Here is an 18284-nt window from a genome sequence, read left to right as displayed (position 1 = left end):
TGATTTTAGCAAATTTAATAGAGTTGAAATGGAACGTTATTTAAACTGTTATTTCAATTTTGGAGAAAAAGAGTATCCTATGGAAGTACACATTTAATAACTGTATGTATGAATGGCATTTCTTTCAATTTTAACTTAATAATTAAGAATTTTCATATCATAAGTAGTCAAATATGATTATTTGGAAAGTTTATTCTTACTTTTTAAATGCGTTTACCTTTTTATTTTTCAATTGGTAGAAGTTTTATTTTTCGGGCAATATTTTTTTTACTTTAGTCTTACGTAAAATTTCCTTTACGCAATTAATAGCAAATATTTTTTCGATTATAGTGTTGATTAATAGCATATCAACCTAAATTTACTTCTGAGGGAAATCTGCTTAATGTTTGGTTTTAACTAAAAATCAACCATTATGAAAAACTATGCTATCATTTCATGTCCTAACAATTCTCTGTTTTGGCGTAAATTATTTGAAAGGTTAGTCAATAAACAACTGCTGTTGCTATTGGCTTTTTTGTTTTTGGGAAGCTTTAATGCTATGGCTCAAACACCCTGTGAAGGAGCTTTTAGATGGGAAGATGGAGCTGCTTGGAATGGAGATGGTACTATTGATGATAGTCCATCCCAAAGTTTTCAGCCCAAAGGAATTGTAAAATGTGGAAGTGCGGCCGAAACGCAATCTGGAATTGTTCCTTTGTTAGGCTCGGTTTATGATTCAGCTGAATTTGAAATAGATGTGGAAGGTGATGCCTGTATTGATCCTAGTTCAGGACTTCAAGTGAGTGCGTCAAATCCAACGGACGGTCAGCCTATAATTTGGTTGAACTTTGATGTGAGACCGGAAGCCGGTAGTTTTCAAATTCAAATAAACGATAACTCAGGTGATACAATAGCATGGGCTTTGTATTTGTCTGAAGTACATGAAACGGGTACACATCAAGGTGACAATGGACAGAATTTAAGTGGAGATTGTGGTGATCTAAAAAAAGTAGCATGTGGCGTTGAGAGCTCTAGTACATGGAACACTATTCCTATAAATGGTGCTGATTTTTTGCTGGCTTCCAATTTTTATTTGGCAGTTTGGGATCAAGATGCCGATGGAGATGTTGAAATAAATAATTTTAAAGCAAGATTTGGTTGTGGCGATGCCGATTTTTTAACGTGCTCATTGTTTAATGGAGTTCCAGAAGAAATTTGTAATGATGATGGGACTTTTACTATTAATGTGCCTATCGAGGGAATTAATGGCGAGTATGTAGGGTATGATGCGAATTCAAATAATGAAAATGGCCTTTCCAATTTTGTTTGTTTAACCAATTCGGGAGATACTAATATTACTTCTGGAGTAATTTCTTTGACCTATGATGTAGGTACTAGCTATGCAATTGAAATTTTTGAAACAAATAGTTCTAGTCCCCCTACATCTATAGATGTTAGTGAAAGTTGTAGTCATCCAGATCCTTATCCAGGAGATCCTAACAATGGAAATTCTGATAGTTGTGTAGTGATTATTCGGGATGATGCTCCAGATTGTTGTGTCGAACCAAATTTGGAAGTTACTTCCGGTTCTGTTTGTGCAGAGGGGCAGTCAAGTGTAGATTTGGAAAATCTTGTGACAACCGACCAAGGGGCAGTAGTGAGTTTTCATGAAACCTTGGAGGATGCCCAAAATAATACAAATGCATTGACCGATACAGAAGTAAGTCCTTTTGAGGGCACTTCCTTTTTTGTGAGAAGTCAGGTTTCTGAGGATTGTTACACTATTCAGGAATTAGTAATTTCTATCAATCCTCTACCAGATGTAAATGCAGGTCTTGATAAGGTTCTTACTTGTAGTGTATTAGAGGTGACATTGGATGGATCAAGTAGTACACCAAATGTAAGTTATGAATGGAGTGGTCCAGATGGCTTTATGTCCACTGAAGCCGCCCCTACGGTTTCTCTTTTCTTGAATGCCCCTGGGACTTATTCCTTAACGGTGACCGATGAAAATGGTTGTACTGCTACAGATATAGTAGAGGTAGTGTTAGGGAATTCAACGCCAGATGTTAATGCGGGGCCAGATAAGCTGCTGACCTGTGAGGTTTTTGAAGGAAACTTGGAAGGATCAAGTAACACACCTAATGTAAGCTATGAATGGAGTGGCCCGGATGGATTTTCGTCTTCTGAACAGAACCCTAGTATTTCTATTTTTAATGCTCCAGGAATTTATACTCTAACAGTAACAGGTGAAAATGGGTGTACAGCCTCAGATACAGTGGAGATAGCATTAGATACGACGCAACCACAGGTAAGTTGTCCAGAAAATATTGTTTTGTGTAGTGGAGGTAATCCTTTTGAACTTAGTGGAGGAACTCCAGAAAATGGTACCTATAGCGGTAATGGAGTTGTTGAAGGTGTTTTTGATCCATCTGAAGTGACACCTGGAATTTATGAAATCACTTACTCCTTTACTGAAACAAATGGTTGTAGTGACTTTTGTATCTTTTTTATTGAAGTAATTCAAGTGCCAGAGCCAGAAACGGCCTGTTATGAAACAGCAACCTTTAACACGGATTCTTGTGAATGGGACGTAACGGGCGACATGCCTACCGAGCCAGCAACGGCCTGTTATGAAACGGCAACCTTCAATACGGATTCTTGTCAATGGGACGTAACGGGCGACATGCCTACCGAGCCAGCAACGGCCTGTTATGAAACAGCAACCTTTAACACGGATTCTTGTGAATGGGACGTAAGCGGAGACATGCCAACGGAGCCAGCAACGGCCTGTTATGAAACAGCAACCTTTAACACGGATTCTTGTGAATGGGACGTAACGGGCGACATGCCTACCGAGCCAGCAACGGCCTGTTATGAAACGGCAACCTTCAATACGGATTCTTGTGAATGGGACGTAAGCGGAGACATGCCAACGGAGCCAGAAACGGCCTGTTATGAAACAGCAACCTTTAATACGGATTCTTGTCAATGGGACGTAACGGGCGACATGCCTACCGAGCCAGCAACGGCCTGTTATGAAACAGCAACCTTTAACACGGATTCTTGTGAATGGGACGTAACGGGCGACATGCCTACCGAGCCAGTAACAGCCTGTTATGAAACAGCAACCTTTAACACGGATTCCTGTAAATGGGACGTAAGCGGAGACATGCCGACCGAGCCAGTAACGGCCTGCTATGAAACAGCAACCTTTAATACGGATTCTTGTGAATGGGACGTAAGCGGAGACATGCCAGCCGAGCCAGAAATTGCTTGCTATGAAACGGCAACCTTCAATACGGATTCTTGTCAATGGGACGTAACGGGCGACATGCCTACCGAGCCAGCAACGGCCTGTTATGAAACAGCAACCTTTAACACAGATTCTTGTGAATGGGACGTAAGCGGAGACATGCCAACGGAGCCAGAAACGGCCTGTTATGAAACAGCAACCTTTAACACGGATTCTTGTGAATGGGACGTAAGCGGAGACATGCCAGCCGAGCCAGAAATTGCTTGCTATGAAACGGCAACCTTCAATACGGATTCTTGTCAATGGGACGTAACGGGCGACATGCCTACCGAGCCAGTAACAGCCTGTTATGAAACAGCAACCTTTAACACGGATTCCTGTAAATGGGACGTAAGCGGAGACATGCCGACCGAGCCAGTAACGGCCTGCTATGAAACAGCGACTTTTAATACTGAAACCTGTGAATGGGACGTAACGGGCGACATGCCGACCGAGCCAGCAACGGCCTGTTATGAAACAGCAACCTTTAACACGGATTCTTGTGAATGGGACGTAAGCGGAGACATGCCAACGGAGCCAGAAACGGCCTGTTATGAAACAGCAACCTTTAACACGGATTCCTGTAAATGGGACGTAAGCGGAGACATGCCGACCGAGCCAGTAACGGCCTGCTATGAAACAGCAACCTTTAATACGGATTCTTGTGAATGGGACGTAAGCGGAGACATGCCAGCCGAGCCAGAAATTGCTTGCTATGAAACAGCAACCTTTAATACGGATTCTTGTGAATGGGACGTAAGCGGAGACATGCCTACCGAGCCAGCAACGGCCTGTTATGAAACAGCAACCTTTAACACAGATTCTTGTGAATGGGACGTAAGCGGAGACATGCCAGCCATGCCAGAAATTGCTTGCTATGAAACGGCAACATTCAATAGTGAAACCTGTATGTGGGATGTGGTAGGAACAAAACCTCTTATGCCGAATATTGAATGTTATGAAACTGCCCTTTGGAACTCAATAACTTGTACTTGGGATGTGTCGGGTGAGCCACCAGTGATTGATGCCGGAGCAAATGTGTTGATAACATGTCAAGTGTCTCCCGAAATTATATTGGAAGGTGAAGTACCGTATGAAGATGTTATTCTTCAGTGGACAACAAATGATGGACATATAGTGGGAGATGCTTCTATAATATCTGTTGTTGTAGATGAATCGGGTACTTATATATTAACTGCTACTTTGCCTAATGGCTGTGTCGTGAGTGATCATGTTATTGTTACTATAGTTGATTATGAATTCCCAAAAATCATTTCAGATGTGTCTGACATGGATTTGGGCTGTAACCCTTCAGAAATTATTCCTCCTGTGTTTACTGTCACTGATGGAGAGAATGAAATAGAAATTGAAGCAGATACAGAAGGTGCAATATGTACAGGAGGATGTGACTATATGCAAACATGGACTGCTAGTTTTATGGATGAATGTAATAATTCAGCAAACGAATTGAGTGTGACCTTCACTTGGATAGAAGATTACGAAGATCCTAAAATTGAACTACCGGTGGTGGAACTAAAGTGTAATGAAAATTTCCCAGAAGAGTTAGAGGCTTATTATTCCGATAATTGTGTGGACTCTGGTTTTGTTTATGCAGGACCAACCAATATAACAGTCGTGGATTGTGTGGAGTATGCCGATTATGTATTTGTCGCTTCAGATCAATGTAATACTACGGAGGTTACCTTAAAAGTACAACGTGAATTTGATTTATACGACAATTGTGAAACGGCCTATGGCAGAGATCCAGAAACAAATTCCTGTTTCATTCCAGATTTTGGCAATTGGGGGTGGACCAATTATTTTGAAAACGAAAATGAGCCTGGTGAGCCATATGTGATGGATTTATATGCCGGTGCAGCGCAATGTGACATCACCAACCGGACTCCTGTGGGAACTGTAACGGTAAATTATGTGGATGGGCAAGCAACGGTAACCTATGATTTGCTTGATGGTTTTGTAATGAACGAAGCGCATGTATACATTGGTTGCGAAGAATATCCTAAAAAAGGGAAGGGCAAAAAATATACGGTAGCGCCTGGTCAGTATAATTTTAACCCTAGTGGCACTTTAGGATATGCGTCCAATTATACCGTTGGTCCAGTAAATGTGGAAGGCCCTATTTATGTGATTGCCCATGCTGTTGTTTGTGAAGTAGTTTGTAAATGTTCTCCGGTAGTGGAAGGCGATACTTATGAGCCGAATAATGATACTCTTGATTGTACCGAAGAGGAGCTTGTTGTAGAAGATCCTAGAGGGCCTAAAGGACCTAAGGGGCCTAAAGGTAAAAACCAGCGTACAGCTAATACTTTTGATATCTACCCAGTGCCATTTAAAACGGCAGTAAATATTAAATACCAGTATGCTTTTGATACTAATGTAACCATTGAGGTCACGGATATTAGAGGTGTTGTGGTAGCATCATATAGAGATGATCATTATAGTGCTAATATGACTGGAGAAGTGAAATTTGATTTGTCACATGCCTTAGACAGAATGTTATATGTAAGAATAACATCTAACAAAGGAAGCGAAATTAAGAAGATTATTTCCTCAAATGCTAAACGTTAAAAATTGAGTAATAGCGTAATTCTTATTTTAAAAGTGGTCATTGTAAAGATGGCCACTTTTTTGTTATGCAAATTCAGAAATAAGTTCGGTGTTTACCACATGCTTGCCTTCAAAAGGAATGATGTTTAAGTTCTTTGGAAATAACAAATTTGCTTTGGCAATTTCTGTTTCCATACGTTCATTTGTTAGGTATTCATCTTCGGTGCCGTATAGAAGAGATACTTTTGTGGCGGGGTCCATGTAGTTAAAATCTTCAGGAGTCAATTCTTTTGGGATACCACCTGAATGGATAATTAATTCTTGGCATTGTAATTTTCGCTTAGCTAAATAGCGTAAAGAAACACTAACACCTTGGGAATAGCCTAAGACAATCAGTTTTTTATCCAAAGGGAATTGTTCTGCCTCCCAAACGGCATCAAAATACCGCATGACATTTTCGGTTTCCTTAAGCGTGTTTTCTTTTGTGAGCCAACTGGCGCCCACATGTCTTAGTTTGGGGGGAATATAATATTTACTCTGGGCTTGCGGCGCAACGATATAGTTTTCTTCAGCATTTAAATGCTCAAAATGCCTTAAGAAATAACGACTTAAATAGCCCATGCCATGGCAAACAAACCAAATGCTTTTGGTGTGCTCTGTAAGTTGGTTGAGGGTAGCGTACGAATTTGTGGTAGTATAGCTGATTTCCTTTTCGGATAAATTCATTATTAGTCTTGGTTTTGTATTTTTACAATCGACTTTAAAATTACACTATTTCTATGCAATTATCGAAAGAAGAGGTTCTGAAACGCGCCAATGAACAATGTAAAAACACCTTGATGGAAACCTTGAATATTGAAATTGTGGACTTTGGAGAGGATTTTTTGGTAGCCAAAATGCCTGTTAATTCCAGAGTGCACCAACCAGACGGCGTGTTGCATGGAGGCGCCACTGCGGCATTGGCGGAAAGTGTTGGGAGCTTTGCTTCCCATATTTTTGTGGATTCCGAAACGTTTTTTGTGAGAGGTATAGAAATTACGGCCAATCACCTGAAAGGAATTCGAGAAGGCAATGTTTATGCCAAAGCCACTTTTATCCATAAAGGAAGAACCACCCAGCTCTTGGATATTCGTGTGACCGACGATGACGATAATTTGATTTCTGTGTGCAAGTTGTCCACCATTTCCCTGCCTAAAAATAAGTAATGGATCTAGATGCATTTTTGACACCATTTCAGGATTTCTACAAATCCCAACGTCCTTTTGTGCTTTATAGAAAACCCTACAAAAAGTCCATTAAAGGCTTGGTGCAAAAAGATGATGATTTACATTTTGTAAAGGATTTTTCGGAACAAGGGTTTGTAATGGCGCCGTTTGATGATAAGGATCCAATTGTGTTGATTCCTTTTCATAATTCAGAAGTTTTTGAATTGGAAGCTTACAATGTAAAGGATTTTGAAGAAGGAGAGTATCTATCAGTTTCTACCAATTTCGAAAAAAACAAAAAGCAACACGTTGATTTGGTGAATGAAGGGGTGAATGCCATTCAAAAGGGAGCCTTTGAAAAAGTTGTGCTTTCAAGACTGGAAAAGGTTGATTTAGACGCTCTTAATCCTATCGAGTTGTTCCGGAGATTATTAGCAAAATATCCAACGGCTTTCACGTATTGTTGGTATCATCCTAAAATAGGACTTTGGCTTGGGGCAACGCCAGAAACCTTACTGAAAGTGGAAAATAATAGAATGTCTACCATGGCTTTGGCTGGAACACAGGCTTACAAAGATTCAGAAGATGTCGTTTGGGGAGTCAAAGAACAGCAGGAGCAACAATTCGTTACGGATTTTATTGTGGAAAGTCTTCACGGTGTTATGGAGAATTTGCGAGTTACAAAGCCTGCAACGGTTAGGGCAGGCGGTTTACTTCATATTCAAACTAAAATCAGTGGCACTTTGAATGGCAATTTGGAAGAGGTCATTAAAAGATTGCATCCAACACCAGCGGTGTGTGGATTGCCAAAATTGGCTTCAAAAACATTTATTATCGAAAAGGAGCATTACAATCGTACTTATTACACAGGCTTTCTTGGTGAACTTAATGTAAAAGAAAAGAACACTCGCAATACCAGGAGAAGAAATATCGAAAACAATGCTTATGATACTGTAAAAACGGTATCTGATTTATATGTGAACTTGCGCTGCATGCAACTAGAGTCTGATGCTGCCCTAATTTATGTTGGAGGGGGCATTACCAAAGATTCCAATCCAGAATTGGAATGGGAGGAAACTGTGAACAAATCCAAAACCATGAAAAGAGTTCTGTATTCTATTCAATAATAAATGCGAAAGAAGGAACTTGTCCGACATTTAAAAAATTTAAAATGCTATATTGATTATGGGGTCTTTTAATTTAGTATCATTCTTAGAATGCTTAATTTTACAGCTCATTTCTATACACTTTATTCATGAAATATTCCGCGATTCCACTCGCACAAACTGTAGTAGCGCTGTGTAAAGCCAAGAACATAAAACATATTGTTATTTCTCCAGGTAGCCGTAATGCACCCTTAACTATTGGATTTTCAAATGATGAATTTTTCACCTGTTATAGCGTCGTAGATGAGCGTTGTGCATCCTTTTTTGCAATGGGAATTGCACAAAGTAACCAAGAGCCAGTGGCGGTGGTTTGTACTTCCGGAAGTGCTTTGTTGAATTATTATCCTGCAGTGGCCGAAGCTTTTTATAGCGATATTCCTTTAGTGGTGTTGTCTGCAGATCGCCCAAAATATTTGGTGGGAATTGGAGACGGACAGACCATTAATCAAGAGAATGTGTTCAAAAATCACATTTTGTATTCGGCCAATTTAAAGCAGGATCTGGATGTAAAAGCAAAACCTTTCGATGATGATGAGCCCGCCATTATAAAAAGCATTGAGCATAAGCTAGAGCGGTTTTTAGGATTGAAACAGGAACTTCAGGAAGAGAACGAACACGAAATTAACAAGGCCATTAATATTGCGCTTACAAAAAAGGGACCTGTTCATATTAATATTCCTTTTGATGAACCTTTGTATGGCGTGGTCGATACATTGAGCGTGTCTGCTAAGGTTATCAAACCAGAAGTGAAATCTAAAAAAATAGACGCTTTAGATTTAAAATTGTGTTTGGAAGACTGGAGCAATGCTTCCAAAAAAATGATTTTGGTGGGGGTAAATGGGCCAAATGCCTTAGAGGCAAAATGGATTGAAGAACTGGCAAATGACAACAGTGTGTTGGTGTTTACCGAAACGACTTCTAATTTACACCATAAAGAGTTCTTTCCTAGTATCGATAAAATGATTGCGCCTTTAAATGATGAGGAGTTTCAGGATTTGCAACCAGACATTTTGGTGACGTTTGGTGGTTTGATCGTTTCAAAAAAAATAAAGGCATTTTTAAGAAAATATAGACCAAAACAGCATTGGCACGTAGATGAGAAGAAGGCCAATGACACATTTTTCTGTCTGGAAAAACACATCAAGGTAACTCCAAACCAATTTTTTGAAAGTTTGTTGCCCAAGTTAACCCATATCAAGAAAAGTAATTATAAACAGGTTTGGAAGGCGGTTAAAACTCATAGAAGAGAAAAGCATAGCGACTATTTAAATGAAATTCCGTTTTGCGATTTCAAGGTGTTTTCAAAGTTGTTAAAGAGCATTCCTGATCATACAAATTTGCAGATTGGAAATAGCTCGGCCATTAGATATGCGCAACTTTTTAAAGGAAATCCAACGGTGGCAGTATATTGTAATAGAGGTACCAGTGGTATTGATGGGAGTACAAGCACAGCTATTGGGTTTGCACACGCAAATCAAGCCCAAACAACCTTTGTTACGGGGGATTTGAGTTTCTTTTACGATAGCAATGCTTTGTGGAATGCTCATATTCCGAAATCCTTTAGAATAGTCGTTATCAATAATTACGGAGGTGGTATTTTTAGAATTCTTCCGGGAGATAAGAACACAGAGAATTTTGATACGTACTTTGAAACCAAGCACCATTTAACGGCTAAGCATTTATGTGCCATGTATGGGTTGGCGTATCAAACGGCAGATGATGAAGAAGGTCTATCTGTGGCTTTGGAGGATTTTTATAATAATTCTGAGCAACCTAAATTATTGGAAATCTTTACCCCAAGTAGAGTTAATGATGAAGTGTTGCTGAACTATTTTAAGTTTATACGTTGATAGAGGAAGGGAAAGGTATAACTTGAGCATAAAAAATGCATATCTTTAAAGTCCATTTCTAATAAATTAAAACACTATAAAACCTATGAACAAGCGCGAAGAATTAATCATTAAGTATGCTGCTGAGCTAAAAGATAAGTTTGGCTTGGAACCTGATATGGATTTGCTCACCAAAATTACTATTGGCTGCGGTCCATCTATTTACAATGCAGATTCAGCCACAGTATCTAGCTCCGATGAGTCTGAATTGGAGCGCGTAAAAAATAACTTTTTGATTAAAAAACTAGGGCTTGAGGATACACCAGAACTTGATGAGGCTATCAATTCCGTGATAGACACTTATGGACGCTCCAACAGAACTAAATATAGGGTAGTAATTTATTATTTATTGACCAAACATTTCAGTAAGGAAACCGTTTATTAAACTTTCATTCTAAGAATAGAAAGGCGCTACAAAGATGTAGCGCTTTTTGTTTTTGGGTTCACTATAATGCTTAACTTTGCCGCATGATACACATTGGAGAATACAATACTTTAGAAATTGTAAGAGAAACCGAGCCTGGTTTGTTTTTGTCTGATAAAGAAGATAACGAGGTTTTATTGCCCAACCGTTATGTTCCGGAATCTTTTGAGATTGGAGATGAATTGGACGTCTTTGTTTATTTGGATAACGAAGAGCGTTTGGTTGCAGTTACAGATCATCCGTACATTACAAAAGGCGATTTTGCCCTTTTAAGATGTAATGCGGTGACGAAATTTGGGGCTTTTTTAGATTGGGGAATGGTAAAAGAATTGTTCTGTCCATTTAAGGAGCAGGTCTTTAAAATGAAAGAAGGTGGTTGGTATTTGGTGCATTGTTATCTAGATGAAGAAACCGAAAGATTGGTGGCTTCCAGTAAAACCAATAGATTTTTGGACAATACAAATCTTACCGTAGAAGTCTTTGATGAAGTAGACCTAATTGTATCTCATCCTTCAGAGATTGGGATGAATGTTATAGTGAACAAAAAGCATTTAGGGCTCATTTTTAAGGACAATATTTTTAAGGATTTAAGTGTTGGTGATCGTTTGAAGGGGTATGTAAAAAAGATTCGTAAGGACAATAAATTGGATATAGTATTGGAGCAGATTGGATATAGAAGTATAGAGCCCAATGCCGATATTATTCTGAAAGAATTAAAAGACAACGGAGGGTATTTAGAACTCACGGATAAATCAGACCCTGAACTTATTAAGGAAGTGCTTCAAATGAGTAAGAAGAACTTTAAAAAAGGTATTGGTAATTTGTACAAGCAGCGCTTGATAGAGATTAAAGAGGATGGAATTTATTTGGTTTAGGCGCCAATTGTAATTGGCCCAAAACCCATTCTGTAGCATCGGTAAGCGCATTGAAACGTTTTCTTTTAAAGCTAAAATAATGTTCCTCAATGGCCAACATTCGTTTGGCGTTGTGGTTGTAGGTAACAACCGCATATGCTTTAATATGGCTTACTTTACTGCTGTGTTCCAAAGCATCTACTAAGTCTACAGAAAATGAATGGATACGATTGGAAATAAAGCCATAGGGTTGGTCGCCGAAGATTTCGTCGCATAAATCAAAAATTTCCTCGAAATCCTTGAAGGCGACGTTGGTGCCTTGCCTAAATTCGGCAACTACATAATTGCTGAAAAAATGAAAGTCACCTATCTCAATACAATAAGTGGCTTCCACGTTTTTAGCGAAAGGCGATTCCAATACTTTCATTTCTTAACAAAATCTAACAACCAAAGCAAAATTAACAAGGGAGATTTTCCCTACCAAAAAAATGAATTCATATTAGTTGTAAATATGTATTTTTACGCTGAAATTAATAATCATGAGTAATATAAATTGGAAAACGGCCAAGGAATACGAAGACATCACCTATAAAAAATGTGATGGGGTTGCACGTATTGCATTCAATAGGCCGAATGTAAGAAATGCCTTTAGGCCAAAGACCACAAGTGAATTATACGATGCTTTTTACGATGCCAACGAAGATGTAAATATTGGCGTAGTATTATTATCTGCCGAGGGACCGTCGACTAAGGATGGTGTGTATTCTTTCTGTAGTGGTGGAGACCAAAAAGCTAGGGGGCATCAAGGCTATGTTGGAGAGGATGGCTACCATCGTTTAAATATTTTGGAAGTACAACGCTTGATTCGTTTTATGCCCAAAGCAGTGATTGCAGTGGTGCCCGGATGGGCTGTTGGTGGCGGTCATAGTTTGCATGTGGTTTGCGATTTAACGCTTGCCAGTAAGGAACATGCCATCTTTAAACAAACCGATGCCGATGTCACCAGTTTTGATGGTGGTTATGGTTCAGCTTATTTGGCCAAAATGGTAGGGCAGAAAAAGGCGAGAGAAATCTTCTTCTTAGGAAGGAATTATTCGGCTCAGGAAGCTTTTGAAATGGGAATGGTAAATGCCGTGATACCTCATGCCGAATTGGAAGATACCGCTTTTGAATGGGCACAGGAAATATTGGCAAAATCCCCAACCTCTATCAAAATGCTAAAATTCGCAATGAACCTTACCGACGACGGCATGGTGGGGCAGCAAGTATTTGCGGGAGAAGCGACGCGTTTGGCCTATATGACAGATGAGGCTAAAGAAGGTAGAAATGCCTTTTTGGAAAAGCGTAAGCCTAACTTCGACAAAAAGTGGATTCCTTAATTAGCTAGTACTATTTTATGAGTAAACTTAGCAGCTGGATTTCAGCATTTCGTTTGCGTACCTTGCCTTTGTCTTTATCCGGGATTATTATTGGAAGCTGTTTGGCTGCCTATAATGGCCTTTTCGATACCGTCATTTTTGTATTAGCCATGCTAACAACCGTAGGATTTCAGGTGCTTTCTAATTTGGCCAATGATTATGGTGATGGGGTAAAGGGAACCGACAATGAAAACCGTTTGGGACCGCAAAGAGCTATACAAAGTGGCAGTATAACACCTTCACAAATGATGGAGGCCATTAAAATAAATATATTGGTAGTTATAGTATTGTCCTTGTCCTTAATCTATGTGGCTTTAGGGCACGAATACCTGTTGTATTCTATTTTGTTTATCGTGTTGGCTGCTGCCTGCGTCTATGCTGCAATTAATTATACCATGGGTAACTCCGCCTATGGCTATAGGGGGTTGGGAGATGTGTTCGTCTTTATATTTTTTGGATTGGTGAGTGTAATGGGAAGTTACTTTTTATACGCTAAACATTTGGATCATGTATTGGTGCTGCCTTCAATTGCTTTGGGCCTATTGAGTATTGGAGTTTTGAATTTGAATAATATGAGGGATATAGATTCCGATACTTTATCCAATAAAATTACGATAGCGGTGAGATTAGGGAAGCAAAAGGCAAAAATATACCACTATGTTTTAGTTGGTGGCGCTATTTTATGTGCAGCATTATTTGGTATTTTATATTATAATTCGCCATATAACTTAATTTTTGTAGTGGCCTTTATTCCATTGGTTAAGCACTTGATTAGTGTTAACAGGGCAAAAACATCAGAAGATTTAGACAAGCAGTTGAAACCTCTTGCATTAACAACCTTTGTATTTTCTTTGTTGTTGGGTATAGGTCATATTTTATAAAAATTTTAACTGTAAAATGTTGTAAATCAGTAATTTGATTGTATCTTTACAGTAATAATTTTGTAGGTCAACAATTTATGCTATATGTTGGCAATAAAATTTGGGGCTTTGAAACTCAGATAAATTGTTAAATTTATCTGAGTTTTTTTGTTTCAACAATTCAATAACCAATTATTCCATGAAAATTACATTTTACGGGCATGCTTGCCTAAAAATAGAAGTTAATGATGTCCATATTCTTGTGGACCCTTTCATTACAGGAAATCCTAAGGCAGATCATATTGATATAGAGACGATCAAAGCCGATTATATTTTGCTGACCCATGCCCATCAAGACCATACTTTGGATGCCGAAGTTATTGCTAAGCAGAACAATGCTATTATTGTTTCAAATTTTGAAGTAACCAATCATTATGAGGCAAAAGGTATTGAGGTGCACCCCATGAACCATGGGGGTAAATGGGATTTTGAATTTGGTGTGGTTAAATATGTGAATGCCATTCATACATCTTCATTTCCGGATGGTAGTTACGGAGGTCAACCAGGAGGATTTGTGATTGAAGGTGAACATAAAAATATCTATATAGCAGGGGATACGGCCTTAACAATGGATATGAAATTAATTCCGATGAAAACCAAATTGGATTTGGCTGTATTGCCAATAGGGGATAATTTCACCATGGATGTGGAGGATGCCATTATGGCGAGTGATTTTGTAGAATGCGATAAGGTATTAGGTTATCACTACGATACTTTTGGTTATATAGAAATTGATCATGAAGAGGCCAAGCGCAAGTTTTTTGATTCCAATAAGGATTTGATGCTTCTTGATATAGGAGAAAGTATTGAGCTTTAAAAAGATAGTATTTTTATAGTATCAAAGCATAAACGCTAGGGTAATTTTTGGTCTAGCGTTTTTCTTTTAAGCCACTCGGCTCTTAAGTCATTACTCAATTTTCCACTGCCGTCGTGTCGCCAACCTGGAGGCTTTATTAAGTAGCGTAACCTATCCTTCAAAGATATTTTTGTTTGAAGGAAGTCTTTAAACATGTGAAACCATTCCAAAAATGCTATTTTAAACGGGTTATAGGTATGGATATTCTTTACCAATCCATAAGTCACTTTTTCATCCTCCAATTCTGGTTGAAACGTTCCAAACAATTTATCCCAAATGATAAGTATTCCGGCATGGTTTCGGTCTAAATACAAAGGGTTACTGCCATGGTGTACTCGGTGATGGGAGGGCGTGTTCATAATGGCTTCAAACCAATTGGGCATTTTGTGGATGGTTTCTGTGTGAATCCAAAATTGATAGAGCAGGCTTATGGACATTTGCAGTAAAATCATAGCAGGGTGAAACCCCATTAGGGGCAACCACAACCAAAAGACAAAAGAATAGAAACCTCCAGACCAAGTTTGCCTAAGTGCTGTGCTCAGGTTGTAGTGCTCAGAGGAATGGTGAACCACATGCGAAGCCCAAAATAATCGACACTCATGACTAACCCTGTGGAACCAATAGTATGAAAAGTCATCTGCAAAAAACAGTAACACAAAACTCCACCATGTTATGGGAATCGTCATGACTCTAAAATGGTTGTATATGTAAAACAAGGCCATTAATACAATTCCTTTACTTAAAAATCCAAGCAGGACGTTGCCAATACCCATGGCAATAGAAGACAGGGCATCCTTGGTTTGATACCCTTTTAAATTTTGCTTGGTTGTAACGTACAGTTCTAGCCCCATGGCCAATATAAATACTGGAATGGCAAAGTGAATGATGTTTGGAAAATCTGGCATTTAATGCGATATTTGAATTCTAAAATTACAGATTTTTAATTGTCTTTTTTATTTTATATTCCCTAAAAATTTTATTGTTATGACCTTTTCCTTGCGAGCTTTAGCTTTGCTATGCTTTATATCTACAAGTCAGTTTTTGTTTAGTCAAAACCCAAATCAAACTGGGAGTTGGTACATGTATTTTTACAAACACCAGTTTCAAAATAGTCAATTTGGGATTCAAGGGGATGTACAATACCGCAATTGGAATATCATAGGCGATTTAGAGCAGTTATTATTACGCTCAGGGGTTACTTATAAACCTAAGGAAGCAGATGTATTGTTTACATTGGGATATGCTCATGTTACAACTGGAGCTTTGGGAGATTCAAATGATACCAGTGCAGAAAGTAGAATATATCAAGAAGCGTTGTTGCCCCATAAAGTGGGAGGACGTTTTTATTTAACGCACCGATTTAGGTATGAGCAGCGCTTTGTGGAAGATCAGGATTTTAGAACGCGTTACCGCTACAATTTGTTTCTAAATATTCCTTTCACTGCAAAAACATTGAGCCCTAAGGTTTTTTATGCGGCATTATATAACGAACTCTTTATAAATGGCCAAACAGATATTGGAGACGGAAGAGAAGTAGAACTATTTGATAGGAACCGAACTTATTTGGGTGTTGGTTATGTGTTGAATGAATCCATTCGTTTTCAATTGGGTTGGATGAACCAAAAAACGGCCAATAATGGCAAGGCACAATTTCAGGTAAGCATGCACCACAAGTTTTAATTAAGGTGTATTTTTGCCAGTATATGAAAGCAACATATCATCAATACATTTTAAATTTTAAGCAACCCAGTGGTACCTCTAGAGGTGTTTTACGAACTAAAGAGACTTGGTTTATAGTCTTAGAATCCGAAGGAAAGCGTGGAGTGGGAGAGTGTGGTATTTTAAGAGGGTTGAGCATCGATGATCGACCAGATTATGAGCGTCAGTTACAATGGACTTGCAATAACATAGCATTGGGCTTGGAGGCCTTGTTTGAAAAGAATCGAGAATTTCCTAGCATTCAATTTGGGTTGGAAATGGCTTTTAGGTCTTTGGCAAGCACCTCACCTTTTTTGCTGTTTGAAACCAATTTCACAACGGGTACAGCGGCTATTCCAATTAATGGTTTGATATGGATGGGAGATGGAGCTTTTATGAAGCAACAGATAGCTGCTAAAATTGAAGCTGGTTTTGGTTGCATCAAGATGAAAATTGGTGCGATAGATTTCGATACAGAAATTAGTTTGTTGCAGTCTATCAGAAAAGAGTTTAGCTCTAAGGATATAGAACTTAGGGTAGATGCCAATGGCGCCTTTTCTCCCCAGGAAGCATTAGAAAAGCTCAAACGCCTTTCCGATTTGGATTTACATTCCATAGAGCAACCTATCAAACAAGGGCAATTTGAAGAGATGGCAGCCTTGTGTGAAAAGACGCCTTTGCCTATCGCATTGGATGAAGAGTTGATTGGGGTATTTGATACTGATGAAAGAGCACAACTTTTGGAGGTAGTAAAGCCTCAATTCATCATTTTAAAGCCAAGTTTTATAGGAGGATATAGTGGAAGTGACGAATGGATTACAATGGCTGAAGAACGGCAAATAGGCTGGTGGGTAACCAGTGCTTTGGAAAGTAATGTTGGCTTGAATGCCATTGCGCAATGGACCTATACTCTACATCAACAACTACCACAAGGTTTGGGAACGGGAAGTTTGTTTACGAACAATTTTGAAAGCCCTTTGGAAGTCAAGAATGGGGCTTTGTATTATAATAACATTTTAAACTGGAATTTTAATTTATAACATATGTATATAGCACAAGCTTATAAAGTTTTGCACGAATGGTGGCGCTATGCCATTGGTGTTTTACTCATTGTAATGGCAGTTATTATTGGGCAAATACCTTTTTCTGGAGCAGTTTTTTTGGAAGCTCACAACCAAGGGATGGACATGTTCAATATGAATGAGAAAACCATGATGACTATGTTGGAGCCTAACTTAAACTTATTTTTAATGCTGCTATCTTTTGCCTTCGGTTTGGCAGGTGTTTTATTTGTGGCAAAGACCATTCATCATCAAAGCATTCGCTCGTTAACCACTAGTAGGTCAAAAATTGATTGGAAGCGTTTTTGGTTTGCTTTCATTTTTTGGGGAATGGTGTCATCTGGATTGTCCTTGTTGGATTACTTTATGAATCCGGAAGGTTATGTTCTAAACTTCAAATTGGTGCCGTTTTTGATTCTTTGTGCTGTAGCTATTGTAATGGTGCCGCTTCAAACTAGTTTTGAAGAGTATTTGTTTCGTGGGTATTTAATGCAGGGCATTGGAGTGCTTACAAAATCCAAGTGGAAGCCGTTATTGATGACCTCTGTAGTGTTTGGAGGGTTGCATATTGCCAATCCTGAAGTAACCCAATTAGGTAACATTATCATGATTTATTATATAGGTACAGGCTTGTTTTTGGGTATTCTTACTTTAATGGATGAAGGAATGGAATTGGCTTTGGGTTTCCATGCCGCCAATAATTTGTTTACGGCTTTATTGGTAACTGCCGATTGGACAGCGTTCCAAACGCATTCTATATTAAAGGATATGTCCAGTCCAACAGAAGCTGGTTTTATGGATGTGTTTGTTCCCGTATTTATATTGTTTCCAATACTGTTATTTGTGTTTGCTAAAAAGTATAATTGGACCGATTGGAAAGGGAAATTGTTTGGAACGGTGGAAGAGCCTCCTGCCGAAGACTATAAAATACTTGAATAAAAAAAGCGACCA

General features: G+C 38.8%; 15 protein-coding genes. 12 read left to right on the top strand and 3 right to left on the bottom strand.

Annotation, left to right across the window (positions count from 1 at the left end; all coding sequences use genetic code 11):
- The first annotated feature begins 412 nt into the window (after window positions 1-412).
- A complete protein-coding gene (locus RBH95_RS10270; RefSeq protein WP_307899503.1) occupies window positions 413-5863 on the top strand; it encodes a BspA family leucine-rich repeat surface protein in 5451 nt (1816 codons plus the stop codon).
- A 63-nt stretch (window positions 5864-5926) separates the two neighbouring features.
- On the opposite strand, the gene RBH95_RS10265 is transcribed toward RBH95_RS10270, so the two are convergent.
- On the bottom strand, window positions 5927-6568 hold the full coding sequence (locus RBH95_RS10265) for an alpha/beta hydrolase (RefSeq protein WP_307899502.1): 642 nt from the start codon (window positions 6566-6568) through the stop codon (window positions 5927-5929).
- Window positions 6569-6621: 53 nt separating this feature from the next.
- Between RBH95_RS10265 and RBH95_RS10260 the strand changes: the two genes are divergently transcribed.
- The 5 genes from RBH95_RS10260 (at window position 6622) to RBH95_RS10240 (ending at window position 11401) form a co-directional block, all read left to right on the top strand.
- The gene (locus tag RBH95_RS10260) at window positions 6622-7047 is read left to right on the top strand and encodes a PaaI family thioesterase (protein ID WP_307899501.1); all 426 of its coding nucleotides are present in this window, start codon (window positions 6622-6624) and stop codon (window positions 7045-7047) included.
- Window positions 7047-8174, top strand: coding sequence for a chorismate-binding protein (locus tag RBH95_RS10255; RefSeq protein ID WP_307899500.1), 1128 nt, complete (start codon window positions 7047-7049; stop codon window positions 8172-8174). The genes RBH95_RS10260 and RBH95_RS10255 overlap by 1 nt, the downstream gene beginning before the upstream one ends.
- A gap of 128 nt (window positions 8175-8302) precedes the next feature.
- Complete coding sequence (menD, locus tag RBH95_RS10250; protein ID WP_307899499.1) at window positions 8303-10063, top strand: 2-succinyl-5-enolpyruvyl-6-hydroxy-3-cyclohexene-1-carboxylic-acid synthase; 1761 nt, start codon at window positions 8303-8305, stop codon at window positions 10061-10063.
- 85 nt (window positions 10064-10148) lie between these two features.
- A complete protein-coding gene (locus tag RBH95_RS10245) occupies window positions 10149-10487 on the top strand; it encodes a DUF2853 family protein (RefSeq protein ID WP_307899498.1) in 339 nt (112 codons plus the stop codon).
- 83 nt (window positions 10488-10570) lie between these two features.
- The gene (locus RBH95_RS10240) at window positions 10571-11401 is read left to right on the top strand and encodes a S1 RNA-binding domain-containing protein (protein ID WP_307899497.1); all 831 of its coding nucleotides are present in this window, start codon (window positions 10571-10573) and stop codon (window positions 11399-11401) included.
- Here the strand turns inward: RBH95_RS10240 and RBH95_RS10235 are convergent.
- Entirely contained in the window at window positions 11373-11807 is a 435-nt protein-coding gene (locus RBH95_RS10235; RefSeq protein ID WP_307899496.1) for a hypothetical protein, read from the bottom strand. The two genes, RBH95_RS10240 and RBH95_RS10235, sit on opposite strands and share 29 nt — an antisense overlap.
- 112 nt (window positions 11808-11919) lie before the next feature.
- On the opposite strand from RBH95_RS10235, the gene RBH95_RS10230 reads away from it, so the two are divergent.
- The 3 genes from RBH95_RS10230 (at window position 11920) to RBH95_RS10220 (ending at window position 14535) form a co-directional block, all read left to right on the top strand.
- Window positions 11920-12759 carry a 1,4-dihydroxy-2-naphthoyl-CoA synthase gene (locus RBH95_RS10230; RefSeq protein ID WP_053977665.1) on the top strand — a complete coding sequence of 280 codons (840 nt, stop codon included), beginning with the start codon at window positions 11920-11922 and terminating at the stop codon, window positions 12757-12759.
- Between the two features lie 17 nt (window positions 12760-12776).
- Window positions 12777-13679 (top strand): 1,4-dihydroxy-2-naphthoate octaprenyltransferase, encoded by a 903-nt coding sequence (gene menA, locus RBH95_RS10225; protein WP_307899495.1) that lies wholly within the window; start codon window positions 12777-12779, stop codon window positions 13677-13679.
- 178 nt (window positions 13680-13857) lie between these two features.
- On the top strand, window positions 13858-14535 hold the full coding sequence (locus RBH95_RS10220) for a metal-dependent hydrolase (RefSeq protein WP_307899494.1): 678 nt from the start codon (window positions 13858-13860) through the stop codon (window positions 14533-14535).
- 35 nt (window positions 14536-14570) lie between these two features.
- On the opposite strand, the gene RBH95_RS10215 is transcribed toward RBH95_RS10220, so the two are convergent.
- On the bottom strand, window positions 14571-15479 hold the full coding sequence (locus RBH95_RS10215; RefSeq protein ID WP_307899493.1) for a sterol desaturase family protein: 909 nt from the start codon (window positions 15477-15479) through the stop codon (window positions 14571-14573).
- Window positions 15480-15558: 79 nt separating this feature from the next.
- Between RBH95_RS10215 and RBH95_RS10210 the strand changes: the two genes are divergently transcribed.
- The 3 genes from RBH95_RS10210 to RBH95_RS10200 are packed head-to-tail and all read left to right on the top strand — an operon-like array spanning window position 15559 to window position 18272.
- Complete coding sequence (locus RBH95_RS10210; protein WP_307899492.1) at window positions 15559-16254, top strand: DUF2490 domain-containing protein; 696 nt, start codon at window positions 15559-15561, stop codon at window positions 16252-16254.
- 23 nt (window positions 16255-16277) lie between these two features.
- Window positions 16278-17312 carry an o-succinylbenzoate synthase gene (locus tag RBH95_RS10205; RefSeq protein ID WP_307899491.1) on the top strand — a complete coding sequence of 345 codons (1035 nt, stop codon included), beginning with the start codon at window positions 16278-16280 and terminating at the stop codon, window positions 17310-17312.
- Window positions 17313-17315: 3 nt separating this feature from the next.
- Window positions 17316-18272 carry a CPBP family intramembrane glutamic endopeptidase gene (locus RBH95_RS10200; protein ID WP_307899490.1) on the top strand — a complete coding sequence of 319 codons (957 nt, stop codon included), beginning with the start codon at window positions 17316-17318 and terminating at the stop codon, window positions 18270-18272.
- Window positions 18273-18284 lie beyond the last annotated feature (12 nt).

Origin of the sequence: Mangrovimonas sp. YM274 (assembly GCF_030908385.1) — a bacterium.
Taxonomy (GTDB): Bacteria; Bacteroidota; Bacteroidia; order Flavobacteriales; family Flavobacteriaceae; genus Mangrovimonas_A.
The sequence above is the reverse complement of the archived record's forward strand: the minus strand, read 5'-3'. Positions and strand labels throughout refer to the sequence as shown.